General features: G+C 69.7%; 11 protein-coding genes. 5 read left to right on the top strand and 6 right to left on the bottom strand.

Features of this window, described 5'->3' with window-relative positions; translation table 11 throughout:
* Positions 1–284: 284 nt before the first annotated feature.
* The 3 genes from ABT129_RS26760 to ABT129_RS26770 form a co-directional block, all read right to left on the bottom strand.
* A complete protein-coding gene (locus tag ABT129_RS26760; protein ID WP_351906639.1) occupies positions 285–854 on the bottom strand; it encodes a dihydrofolate reductase family protein in 570 nt (189 codons plus the stop codon).
* A gap of 85 nt (positions 855–939) precedes the next feature.
* Entirely contained in the window at positions 940–1479 is a 540-nt protein-coding gene (locus ABT129_RS26765; RefSeq protein WP_351906642.1) for an EF-hand domain-containing protein, read from the bottom strand.
* A gap of 221 nt (positions 1480–1700) precedes the next feature.
* Positions 1701–2369, bottom strand: a complete 669-nt coding sequence (locus tag ABT129_RS26770) for a TetR/AcrR family transcriptional regulator (RefSeq protein ID WP_351906645.1) — start codon at positions 2367–2369, stop codon at positions 1701–1703.
* Between the two features lie 106 nt (positions 2370–2475).
* Between ABT129_RS26770 and ABT129_RS26775 the strand changes: the two genes are divergently transcribed.
* The gene (locus tag ABT129_RS26775; protein ID WP_351906648.1) at positions 2476–3960 is read left to right on the top strand and encodes an aldehyde dehydrogenase family protein; all 1485 of its coding nucleotides are present in this window, start codon (positions 2476–2478) and stop codon (positions 3958–3960) included.
* Positions 3961–4081: 121 nt separating this feature from the next.
* Here ABT129_RS26775 and ABT129_RS26780 read toward each other — a convergent pair whose 3' ends face one another.
* On the bottom strand, positions 4082–4996 hold the full coding sequence (locus ABT129_RS26780) for an NmrA family NAD(P)-binding protein (protein WP_351906651.1): 915 nt from the start codon (positions 4994–4996) through the stop codon (positions 4082–4084).
* 268 nt (positions 4997–5264) lie between these two features.
* On the opposite strand from ABT129_RS26780, the gene ABT129_RS26785 reads away from it, so the two are divergent.
* On the top strand, positions 5265–7271 hold the full coding sequence (locus ABT129_RS26785; protein WP_351906654.1) for an ATP-binding protein: 2007 nt from the start codon (positions 5265–5267) through the stop codon (positions 7269–7271).
* A 316-nt stretch (positions 7272–7587) separates the two neighbouring features.
* On the opposite strand, the gene ABT129_RS26790 is transcribed toward ABT129_RS26785, so the two are convergent.
* A complete protein-coding gene (locus ABT129_RS26790; RefSeq protein WP_351906657.1) occupies positions 7588–9198 on the bottom strand; it encodes a hypothetical protein in 1611 nt (536 codons plus the stop codon).
* 190 nt (positions 9199–9388) lie between these two features.
* Here ABT129_RS26790 and ABT129_RS26795 point away from each other — a divergent pair, with 190 nt between their 5' ends.
* Entirely contained in the window at positions 9389–9922 is a 534-nt protein-coding gene (locus ABT129_RS26795; RefSeq protein WP_351906660.1) for an NUDIX hydrolase, read from the top strand.
* On the opposite strand, the gene ABT129_RS26800 is transcribed toward ABT129_RS26795, so the two are convergent.
* The gene (locus ABT129_RS26800; RefSeq protein WP_351906663.1) at positions 9900–11246 is read right to left on the bottom strand and encodes an NsdA family TPR-like regulatory protein; all 1347 of its coding nucleotides are present in this window, start codon (positions 11244–11246) and stop codon (positions 9900–9902) included. The genes ABT129_RS26795 and ABT129_RS26800 overlap by 23 nt on opposite strands.
* Positions 11247–11369: 123 nt before the next feature.
* On the opposite strand from ABT129_RS26800, the gene ABT129_RS26805 reads away from it, so the two are divergent.
* Both ABT129_RS26805 and ABT129_RS26810 read left to right on the top strand, forming a co-directional pair.
* Positions 11370–11570 carry a hypothetical protein gene (locus ABT129_RS26805; RefSeq protein WP_351906666.1) on the top strand — a complete coding sequence of 67 codons (201 nt, stop codon included), beginning with the start codon at positions 11370–11372 and terminating at the stop codon, positions 11568–11570.
* A complete protein-coding gene (locus tag ABT129_RS26810; RefSeq protein ID WP_351906669.1) occupies positions 11570–11899 on the top strand; it encodes a hypothetical protein in 330 nt (109 codons plus the stop codon). Before ABT129_RS26805 ends, ABT129_RS26810 begins: the two co-directional genes overlap by 1 nt.
* Positions 11900–12022 lie beyond the last annotated feature (123 nt).

Here is a 12022-nt window from a genome sequence, read left to right on the forward strand (position 1 = left end):
CGCATGGTGTGTTCCTTCGTCCGGGTCGTTCGGCTTGTTCGGCCTCTTCGACGCGTTGTTTCCGATGAAGGAAAAGCTACGTTGCGTTCGCGGGTCTGGCAACGTGTTCGTTGCGCAGAAATGCCGTAACTGCAGGTGGGTGCGGGAAAGTTGTTGCAATGGGGCTGACGGGTAACGCAACGTCAGGGATGCGATCGTTGCAATGGGTTGAGCGTGAACGCTATGCTGGAGGCGTCGGGCCCGGTCGCGCGGCGGTCGCCTCAGGTCACTCAGGTCACCTCAGGTCACGCCTGGCGCGCCACGCGGTAGCGGAGGTACACGGTCCCGGAGCCGAAGGTGCGCGTCTCGACGAGTTCCAGATCCACCCGGCGTTCCTCACGGGCGAAGTACGGGACACCGCCGCCGACCAGGACCGGGTAGACCATGACCTGGTACTCGTCGATGAGCCCCAGCGCGGCCGCCTCGGCGGCGAGCGTCGCGCCCCCGATCGCGATGTCGCCCTCGCCGGGCTCGGCGCGCAACCGCTCGATCTCCTCCGCCAGGCCGCCGGAGGCCAGGCGGGCACGGCCCCGCACCTCCGACAGCGTGGACGAGAACACCACCTTGGGGAGCGGCTTCCACAGCGCGGTCCACTCCTGCGTGGCCTCGTCGAGCGAGGGATCCTGGTCGGCGGTCTCCCAGTACAGCATCGTCTCGTACAGCCGCCGCCCCAGCAGGTGGACGCCGACCCGGCGGATCTCGTCGATCCAGAAGCGGAAGACTTCCCCGTCGGGCGCCGCCCAGTCGAACGCGCCGTCCGGCCCGATGATGTAGCCGTCGAGTGAGACGCTCATCGAATAGGTCACGCCGCGCATCGGAAGTCCTCCTCGGTGACGGACTCGACCGTACGGCTGCCGGGCGCCGGGGACCGTCACGACCCGCCAGGCCGGGGTGGGTCCGTCAGGCGGCGAAGGGGCCGCAGAGCCAGTTGCCCGGCTCGGTCGGGTCGTCGCTGATCCAGAACTGGCGCCACAGCGTCGCGAACTCCTCGCGGCTGAGGTGCCCGTCCCCGTTGAGGTCAAGCAACTCGAAGATCCCGTCGAGCGGGACCGGCCGGCCTGTCCAGGTCTCGACGAGCCGCCGGTGTTCGGAGGGGGAGATCACCCCGTCACCGTTCTCGTCCACCGCCTCGAAGACGGTCTCGGCGGTGGCCGTGACGGTCGCGACCATGGCGGGCAGCTCGTCCACGAGCGCGAGCAGCTCGCCCATGTCCACCGCCCCGTCGCCGTTCGTGTCGCCCCGCTCCAGCAAGGCCGCCCACCACCCCATGAGCAGCGACTCCACCCGCGCCCGCAGCTCCGTTCCGGCCGCCACCCTCGGCAGCCGGTTCCAGCGCACGACGAGCGCGCGGAAGTCCGCCTCGCGCAGGAATCCGTCCCCGTCCGCGTCGAACGCGGCGAACATCCCCTTGAGCTTCTGCTCCTGGAACCGACTGGCCACAGCAGCCTCCCTCACACCCCGGAACGAGCCCTGACGGCCTGTCACTCTAGGCCGCACCGCCCTCCGGCCCCCACCGGCACATGCGCCCGAACCCTCACCCGTACGGTCCAGTCCCGCTGCCGCGACCCGGCGCGGGGCGGGGGCGCGCGGGTACGAGGGTTACGAGGGTTACGAGGGTTACGAGGGTCGCGCGGGTTACGAGGGTCGCGCGGGTACGGGGGTTACGAGGGTCCCGACGTGTTCGTGCCGGTGAGGACGGTGAGGAGCAGCCGGAGTTCGGTCTCGCCGATGTCGCCGATGTCGCCGGTGTCGGCGGGCGGGGCCTTGTCGGCCGTCAGGGCTTTGTCGGTGTCCGGTGCGAGGAAGACCGATCGGGCCAGGGCGGTTCCGATCAGGACCAGCGTCAGGACGTCGGTCTGCGCGGGGTCGACGGCCGTGGCCAGTTCCCCGCGGCGGACGGCCCGGGCGGTGAGGGTGTCGAGCTGTTGACGGACCGCCAGGTAGACGTCGTCGTGGAGGATCCTCCGCAGCTCCGGGTCGTGCGCGGCCTGGCCCATCAGCGACAGGAGCGCGGGGCCGGTGGCCGTCTCCAGGATCCGCCGCTTGCGTGCGAGGAGCTCCCGTACGTCGCCTTCGAGGGAGCCGGTGTCGATGCCGCCCAGTTCGTCCAGGGTGATGTGCCGGGCCACGGCTCCGGCGAGGGCCTGCTTGGAGGGCCAGCGGCGGTAGAGGGACGCGGTGGACGCGCCGGCCCGCCGGGCGACGGCCGTGGTGGTGAACGCGGCCCATCCCGATTCGTTGAGGACCTCGATCGCCGCTCCGATCAGGGCCTCGTCCACACGCGGGTCCTTCGGTCGTCCCTGCGTCGCGGTGTCGGCCTTCTTCGTCATACCCGGGTTCTCTCGCGTCTTCTTCTCGCGTCGCGGACGTGGACGCGGCCAGTCTACCCATGGGGAAACGAAAAGGATTCGTTTCGTATTGAGGTACGGTGGTTCCATGCCCACGACGACGCCCGAGACCATGCACCGGATCCCTGCGGCCGTGTCCGACGCGCGCAGGCTCTACGACTCCGGTGCGACCCGCCCCCTGGCCGCCCGCGTGGCCCGCCTCAAGGCGCTGCGCGCGATGCTCACCGAGAACCAGAGCGCCTTCGAGGCCGCCTTGTGGAGCGACCTGCACAAGGGCGCTGCCGAGGCGCAGCTGACCGAGATCGACGTGGTCCTGGCGGAGATCAACCACACGCTGCGCCACCTGCGCCGCTGGGCGCGGCCCAGGCGCGGTCCGGTACCGGCCGCGCTGTGGCCGGCGCGCGCCCGGCTGGTGTCGGAGCCGCTCGGCGTGGTGCTGGTGATCGCCCCGTGGAACTATCCGGTGCAGCTCCTGCTCGACCCGCTGGCCGGTGTGCTGGCCACGGGAAACACCGCCGTCCTCAAGCCCAGCGAGCTCGCGCCGGCGACCTCGGAGCTGATCGCGCGGCTCGTGCCCGCGTACTTTCCCGACGGCGCCGTGCGCACCGTTCAGGGCGGTGTCCCGGAGACCACCGAGCTGCTGGCCCAGCGGTTCGACCACATCGTCTTCACCGGCAGCGGAGCGGTCGGCCGCGTCGTGATGCGGGCCGCGGCCGAGCACCTGACCCCGGTCACGCTGGAGCTGGGGGGCAAGTCGCCCGTCTGGTTCGACGACGACGCCCGTCTGCACCGGGCGGCGCGGCGCCTGGCCTGGGCGAAGTTCACCAACGCCGGTCAGACGTGTGTCGCCCCCGACTACGTGATGACCACCCCCGACCGCGTCCCGGCGCTCGTGGACGCGCTCAGGACGGCGATCGCGGACCTGTGGGGCTCCGATCCCCGGGCAGGCCAGGACTACGGGCGCATCGTCAACGAGCGTCAGTTCGACCGTCTCGTCCCCTTGCTGGAGGGCACGGACGTCGTCGTCGGCGGCGACCACGACCGTGCGGAACGCTACTTCGCGCCCACGGTCGTGACCGTCCCGGGAGTCGGAGCCGGAGCCGGAGTCGCTCTCGGAGCCGGAGCCGGAGCCGGAGCCGGTGGTCGTGCGGTCGTCGGGCCGGACGCGGTGCACCCCGTACTCAGGGAGGAGATCTTCGGCCCGATCCTGCCCATCGTCCCGGTCGAGTCGGCCGAGCAGGCCGTCGAGGTCGTCAACGGCTGGGACAAGCCCCTCGCCCTGTACGTCTTCACCTCATCGGCCCGTACCCGCCGCCTGTTCGAGCGGAGTACGTCGTCCGGGGCGGTGGTCCACGACGCGGGTCTGGTCCACGTCGCCGCGACCGGGCTGCCGTTCGGCGGCGTCGGGGCCAGCGGGATCGGCTCGTACCACGGCTCCCATTCCTGGCGCGCCTTCTCCCACCTCAAGCCCGTCCTGCACAAGCCGCTCGCCCCGGACACGCTGCGCCTGGCGCAGCCGCCGTTCACCGGCCCCGGGCTGAGCCTCGTCAGGCGTCTGATGCGGCACGGGTAGCCCCGGGTAGCCACGTGCCCGACGCGGTCGGCAGCGGACGTACCCGTCACGTGACGGACCCGTCACCCGACGCGCCGGTCGGGGACGGCCCGCACGGCCGCCCCCGTACCGCGCGAGGTGGTCAGGCCGTGGTGACCGGGGCCGTCGCCTCGAAGGCGTCCGCGTGTGCCGTGGCCCAGTGGGCGAACCTGCGGGCGGGCCGGCCGGTGACCCTCTCGACCGTGTCGACGACCGTACGACCCACCTCCGGCGTGTTCCCGTACGCCTCCACCAGGAAGCCGATCACGTCCTCCGGGTGGCCCTCCGCCCGCCAGCGCGCGACGGCCTGCTCCTCGGTCAGCTCGACCAGGGCGATCTCCCGGCCCCGGGCGGCGGCGATGGCCGCCACCTTGTCCCCGACGGACAGCAGCTCGGGGCCGGTCAGCACGTACTCCTGGCGCCCGTGGCCCTCCTCGGTGAGCGCGACCGCCGCCACGGCGCCGATGTCGCCCTCGTGGACCATCGCGCTCAGCCGCGAGACGAACGGTTCGTGGACCTCGCCCGAGGCCGCGATCCCGTCGGCCCACTCCAGGGCGTTGCCCATGAACTCGACCGGCATGAGGACGGTCCACTCCACGCCGTCGTCGGCACGCACGGCGTCCTCCAGCAGGGACGGCCCGCCGCCGTGCAGCACCGTCACCCGGCGCACACCGGCAGCGCGCGCCAGCTCCAGGATCCTCGGACCGGTCTCCAACGGGGCGAAGAAGGCCCCGCCGAAGGTGATCAGGTGGAGGCCGGTCACGCCGTCCAGGGCCGGGATCAGGCTGTCGGGCTCGGTCAGATCGCCCTGGAACACCTCGACACCGGCCGGAAACGCGGCGCCGGCCGCATCCCTCGTGAGGGCGCGGACCGCGTGGCCGCGGGCGAGGAGCTCGGCGACGACCTGGCGGCCGACGGTTCCGGTGGCACCGGTGACGAGAACCCTCTGTGCCTGAGCCTGCTGTGCCTGTGCCTGCGATGCGGGTGTCTGCGCTTGCTGCGCCTGTGTCTGCGTCATGCCATCAACGTAGGAGCCCTTGCGGTCAGCTTCCGTCCTCAAGGTGCGGGGAGAAGCCGGCCGAGGGGACGAACGCCCCTCCTTCACCGTGAAGGGTGATAGGCACCGTGCGGGCGCTACCTCGCGCACCGGTGGGGCGTTGGGGCCCGTGACGCCTTTGCAGTGACGGTTCTGCAACCAGGACCTGCGGGATTCGGGACGGGGGCCGTGCCGGATCGGGCCTTGGCGTCACGCCGTTAAGGTGATCCAGCCGAGGGGAGTGGCGAACGTGAGGGCTGCAGGCCAGGAGGACGACGTCCGGCTCACGGACCATCCCCGCAGGTGTCCCGGACTGATCGGCCGGGACACCGAACTCGCGGCGCTGAGGGCGGCGCTCGCCGAACACCGGCTCGTCACCGTGACGGGCGCGGCCGGGGTCGGCAAGAGCGGCCTGGCCCTGGCGGCCGTGGCCCGTCCGCAGGACGGTCCCTGGCAGGCCGTGGTCCGCGTCCGCTGGCACGACGGCGTTCCCGCCGGCCCCTGGGCCCTGGCCGCGCGCATCGCCCGGGCCCTGGATCCGGCGACGGGCGGGTACGGCCGGTCCGGGACCCCGGATCTCGCCGCCGCGATGCGGTCCCTGACCGGCGGCGAGCTGCTCCTGCTCCTGGACGACGTCGATCCGGTGCACGGCGACTGCACCAGGCTGGCGCAGTCGCTGCTGACGAGTCTGCCGACCCTGCGGATCCTGGTCACGGCGCGCCGCGCCCTGGGGCTCGGCAGCGAGCACGTACTGCGGCTCGCCCCCCTGGCGACCGACACTCCGCCGGAAGGCCTCTCACCGGCGGCCGAACTGCTCCAGGCCCTCGCGGTCGGGCGCGGGCGCGCCGTGACGGCGGACCGGAGGGCGGTCGACCGGGTGTGCGCGCTGGTGGAGGGCGTGCCCCTGGCGCTCGAACTGGCCGCGGCCCAGCTGGAGGACTCCACGCCGAGCCGGCTCGTCGCCCGGCTGGAGGGCGGACAGTGCTGGCTCACCGACCCGGGTCCCCGCACCATCCGACGCCACCGGTCGGTCCGCGCGTCGCTCGGCTCCGTACACGCCCTGTGCGAACCCGCCGTACGCAAGGTCTGGCGACGTCTCGGCGTGTTCGCGGGGACCTTCACCGAGCGGGCGGCGGCCTTCGTGTGCGAGAGCGCCGATCTCGCACCCGACGACGTTCCTCCCGCGCTCGCCGAGCTGACGTCGATCGGCGTGCTCGAACGGCAGGGGGAGGCCGGTGCCGTACGCGAGCCCCGCTACCGGTTGTCCCGGGCCGCCCGCGACTTCGGCACCGAACGCCTCGAAGCGGCGGGCGAGTCCGTCGCGGCGCGGGACCGGCACGCCCGCCACTGCCGGAGTGTGGCGGCGGTGGCCGAGACGTTGTGGAACACCGGACTGCAGCAGCAGGCCGTACAGCTCGTCCACGACGAACACGCCGACCTGACCGGCCTCGTCGACCGCGCCGCCCGGCACCGGGACCACCCGGAGACCGCCCTGGAGACGGTTCTCCACCTGTGGTTCTGGTGGGCCGCCCACAACCGTGGTGAGGAGGGCGCCGGCCGGCTCCTCGCGCTGCTGCCCCTCCTGCCCGCGGACAGTCCCCTGGCCGCCCGGGGGCAGTGGCTCGCCGGGTGGCTCGCCGCGGGCCGGGACCCCGCCACGGCCCGCCGCCTCCTCGACCTCGCCTGGCCCGCGGCCGTCCTCGCCGGCGACGACGCCCTCGTCGGCCGCATCGCCCACGCCCACGGCACGCTCGCCTGGCGGCGGCGGGACCTCACCGCGGCCGCCGAGTACTTCCGGCAGGCCGCGGACACCATCCCCGCCCACGCCCCCGGCGGCCCCGGCCCCATGGTCAGCCTCGCCGCCCTGGCCGTCGTCCAGACCCGGACCGCCCCCGCCCTGGCCGCCCGCACCGCACGCCGTGCCCTCGGCCAGCAGACCGGCGGCCACGACACCTGGGGCACGGCCCTCGCCCACTACGCGCGCGCCCTCGTCGACCACCGCGCCGGACACACGGCCCGCGCCCGCCAACGGGCCCGCCGCGCCCTCACGTTCCTCGACGCGCGGCTCGACGCCCCCCAGGCGAACGCCGCCCTGCGCGGCCTGCTCGTCCACCTCGACCAGAACGCGCCGGGGCGCCCGGGGCGGCCCGTGTGCCTGCCGTCCCCCCGCGTGCAGGTACGCGGGGAGGAGGATGGTGCCCCACGCGGGGAGGAGCGGGGGGAGGGACAGGGGGCGCCACGGGGCGGCGCGCGGTGAACGTGACGCGCGCTGGGACCGGTGACAGCGATTCCCGGCCACGGCTACGCTTCTCGGCTACGCGACCAAGCCAGCCTTCCCTGTCCCACCTGCGGCGGAGCCGTTGACGCCCTTCTCGTCGCGAACCTGGTGCGGGAGTCGTAGTCCGCACAGGGTCCACTGGCTGCTGCCTGCTCGCTCCCAGGACGATCTGCTGATCCGTAGGATCGGGCGCCGCACCTGAAAGGCCCCAGGAGCTTCCAGCCTTGGCTGCTCACGCTAGTAGCCACGCGCGACCTTGCGCCGTCGCTGCCGTCAGCAACGGCACCCGGACTCACTAGCCATCAAGCAGCAACGCGGCGCTCCTCAGGGCGCCATCCTTCAGATCAAGGATGTCCTGCCGGCGTGAGACCAAGACGCGAATTGCACTGATCGCCACGTCCAGAGCTTCTTGACACTTAACCATGTCGGTGGCCTTCAGTTCCCCACTTCCATGAACGACCCTGCTCCGGAGAGCATAGATCTTCCCCAGCTCGGTGCGGAATTTAACCCTCTCCTCCAACCCCTCCTTCAACAACTTGGTAAGGCACATCGTAATTCTGAACGTGGGCTCGCCATCCTTGGTGCCAAACAAGTTTTCCCACGCGATGACGGAATCCACCAATACGTCGGACGGATCCCTACGCTCAGCCAGAGCTCGCAGGATCCTACTTAGGGCCAGTTCAATCTTATCGACCCTAGAGTCGTTCAAAATATCAAACCACTCGCACCATCGATCTACATCCTCAGATGTCAAACGAACTGGAGTGAATCCAGCTCCGTGCCTGGGGTCCGACCAAGAGATCGAGGATCCAGGTCTCGGTGGTTCGTCAAAAGCAACCCAGGTCTGAATCAACTGTGCCCGAGGGGTGCTATCCATAGAGAGCATCAACGCAAACCTGAGCCTCAGTGCAAGTCGGTTAATATCCGCTGGTGGCCGCATCTCGTCACTATCGACCCAAGACTCCGAAAGATCCCCACTCAGTCGCAGGCGATACGGGAATCGGTACTCCAGCAGCACATCGCCATCGTAGTTTATTGTGACGACTTCACCATCCCCTGAGTACCCCGAAATCTTGCCCTTCAGGCCCTCCGGGACTCGATCCCTCTCTGCCTGCGTGACAGTCCTGACTACGCCATCACCGAACGCCACCGCCCGCCCGTCCGGGAGGAGGACACCCGTAAAGGCAATTTTAGCGACGGCGTCTACAGAATTTCCCAGCAAGGCACTACGGAGCATGTCCCACCGGAACATGACTCGTTCAATGAATTTGCCTACTGGGCCCATCGTTTCGCGTACATCCCGCCAGGCCGAAAGCAGCAATTCGCTGGGAAGTGTCGCGAGCTGCAGCGCCCCACCGTGGCCGGTATTTGCTTGATAGTTGAACTGGGAGTGGATCGGATCTGAATCTTGAGTAAAGACAGACGACAATCCCGAATCTCGCGCGATGGCCCTTGTGAACACTCCGCCATTCTGATATGCAGCCGCATGGAAGGCTGTATCCACTTCAGGCTGGATGAGCGCCGGAAAGGGGAGCGGCTCTGCCGGAATAAGCAGTGCGGGATAGACGTTCTGTGCGACTTCAATCAACGCCGCAGTGACCGCATCATCACCACTTTCCACATCGTCAACACAAGTCCTTTCATGCACTATTCGTGCGACCGTCTTATCACCTTCCCCCTTCTGTAGCAGCCAGCTCCTAAAAGCTTGCTTCTGCGTCTGTTCATCCCAGTCCTCAGGAAGCTTCCGACGCAGCTCTGCTACCGCCGAGAAAAATTCGCCTTCAATAGGTCCTGCGGTCCCGCCTTCTTCGCTGGTTGCACCCTCAGGAAGCAAGTAATTCAGGAGCGGCTCGCCGATCGCCCCCAGAATCCAGGCGCGAGCCTCGCCCAACGCTTCGTGCTCCATCTGTCAACTCCAGTCGACGCAGTACTGATCGAGCGAGAGGCGTGAACACGGCACCGGCACCCGGCTTGCGTCCTGAGCCCCTGCTGCATGCACATCTCGTATGCGTCAGTATGACGCGAACTTGTCTGAATCGAGGTGGCTTTCTCAGTAACTCTGCGATGCTGGAGGTCGATCGAGAGGGGCCGCAGCGATGCAGTGGAAGATCCACGGTGAACGTCCGATCTACGAGAACAGCTGGGTGAACCTGTGGCTCACCGACGTCGAGACGCCGGACGGGAACCGCTGGGAGCACCACGTCGTCAAGCTCCGGCACCTGGCCGTGGCCGCGGTGGTCAATGACCGGCGCGAGGTTCTGATGATGTGGCGCCACCGCTTCATCACGGATGCCTGGGCGTGGGAGCTGCCCATGGGCCTGGTCGAGGAGGGCGAGACGCCGGCCGACGCGGCTGCCCGTGAGGTGCTGGAGGAGACCGGCTGGCGGCCCGGCCCGGTCAAGTCGCTGATCTACGCCGAGCCGGCCAACGGCATCACCGACTCCCAGCATCACGTCTTCCGGGCCGACGGGGCGATGTACGAAGGTCCGCCGATCGAGAAGAACGAGTCGGACCGGATCGAGTGGATCCCACTGGCCGACGTGCGGGGCATGATCGACCGCCGCGAGATCGTCAGCAGCGGCTCCCTGGTCGGGCTGCTCTACGTGCTCATGGACGAGGCGATCCGCTGACCTGGCGGGGCAGTACCTCCCGGAGCCGAGCCTCGAACGCCACCGCGGCGGGTTCCCGGCGGTAGGGCTCCAACTGTTCGTAGAACTCCCTGAGGTGGCCGGCGACTCGTTGTGAGCTGACGGCCACCGCTGGGGCCAATGCGTCCATGGCCGTATGGCACGCCTCGTCGACTTTGCCGCGTTGGAGCTGGGTGCGGGCGAGCCAGAAGGCGTGGAAGGCGCGGCCCCGGTGGTTCGTCTCATGTTCTCGGCGTAGGGCGTCTGCGATCAGGGGTTCGGCGAGGGCGGCTTCGCCCAGGCGGCCGTGCGCGATGCCGGTGTCCACGATCAGCTTCGGCTCGTCGAAGTAGGCGACCCAGGCCGGGTCCGGATCACTGGTGCTGATCCTTCCGAAGTGGGTGTGGGCTTCCGAGATCGCGGTGTGGGTCGTGCCGTGGTTGCCGAGGGTGGCGTGGGCGAAGGCTTCGCGCATCGCGAGCATGGCCAGCACGCGCGGTGTCGTCCCCGCGGCCGTTCGGGCCTGGTCCTGGGCGGCTGTGACGAGTGCGAGGGCGTCGCCGGGCTTGTCCTGGTAGGTGGCCTGGAGGCTCATGCAGGCGAGGACGTTGGCCATGAACTGGCGGTCGTCGATGGCCTTGGCCAGGCCGAGGGATTCGGTGAAGTAGGCGCGTGCCTGGTTGTACTGGCGGGCATCGAAATAGGTCCATCCGGTGAGCCGGGCCAGTTCGGCCGCGATGCTGTGCAGGCCGTACCGCAGCGGAGCTGGACGCTGCTCCTTGAGGAGATCGACGACGTAGCGGAGCTGTCCGACGACCGCCGGCCGTAAGGTCTCGCCGCCGTGCTCATCGTCCCGGCGCCAGTAGTCCGCGATCGACGAGTGCAAAGCGTCCAGCGTCGACGCGCTGAGATCCCGCTCGGCCGCCAGGGCGAGGATGCTGTCGACGTCCGCCCCTGGCAGTCCGGCGGCAAGCGGTTCGACGACTGAGGCCGGTACCTCGGCCGCTTCGCGGGGTGTGACCGTCAGGCTGGGCGGCGTCTCCCAGGAACGGCGGGCAAGGCCGAGCATGTGTCCGGGGATGCGTAATCCGTCCGAGATCCGCTCGATCACGTCCATGTGCAGCAACTGCCTCCGCCCGGCGATCACCTCCCCCACCCGGCTCGGGGTCAGGTCGCAGCGGCGCGCGATCATTGACGGGTAGATGCCTGCTCGCGCCTTCACCAGCTGGAAGACGCGGCCGAAGTCTCTGGCCTGGCATGCCTCGATCATCACTGGGTCCGTGAGCAGGCTGACCGGGAGTTCCTTCGAGCGGGATAGCTCGGGCATCGGGCACGCTCCGGCATAAGGACTACGGATCGCCGCACATGGTTAACCGAGGGTGATGTTACCCAAGTTGGCTAATCCGCTTGGCCTTTCTGGCCGGGCCGGCGGAGGGCGATGCTCCTGACCATGACGAACGGACAGGACGACGTACGGATGACGTTGCGGGTTTCCCGCGACTCCGGCCAGACGTGGGGGCCTCTTGCCGAGGTGCGCGTGGGCAAGGACCCGGTGGTCCCGGAGAACCCGGGCCGCTACCCGCCGTGCTTCTGCCCCCGGTGCCCGCAGGAGGAGCAGAACGCCGTCGCGTCCTTCCGGATGGTGTCGTGATGCGGTGCGCGCACTGGCGCCGGGTGCCCCTCGACCTGGCGCGGGAAGCGCGGGAGAAGTCGGCCGCCACGTACATCGACAGGGCCGTGCAGTGTCAACTGTCCGCGCACGGCGAGGGTGAGCACTTCGGTCTCCTCACCGACGCCGGCGCGTACGGGACCGCGCTATGGCTCCGCTGGCACGGGGCGGACCAGGCGCAACTGTTCCTACTCCACGACTGCCCGGTGGCCGCCCCGGGACCCGAGGGTGAGGGCTGCTGTCTGTTCGCCGACCATGCCGAGCAACACACCTGGGAGGGTGACCTGGAGGAGGTCTCGTGTACCGGCTGATCGCGAGCGCGCACAAGACCCGGCGCCCTCGCCCGCCTCGCAGCGAACAGTGCAGGGATTGCGGTGGCAGCGGCACGCCTCGGGCAAGACCTGGCACCTGCAACGGGCGGGGCGATCCGGAAG

It is taken from the genome of Streptomyces sp. NPDC002057 (assembly GCF_040296665.1).
Lineage (GTDB): Bacteria > Actinomycetota > Actinomycetes > Streptomycetales > Streptomycetaceae > Streptomyces.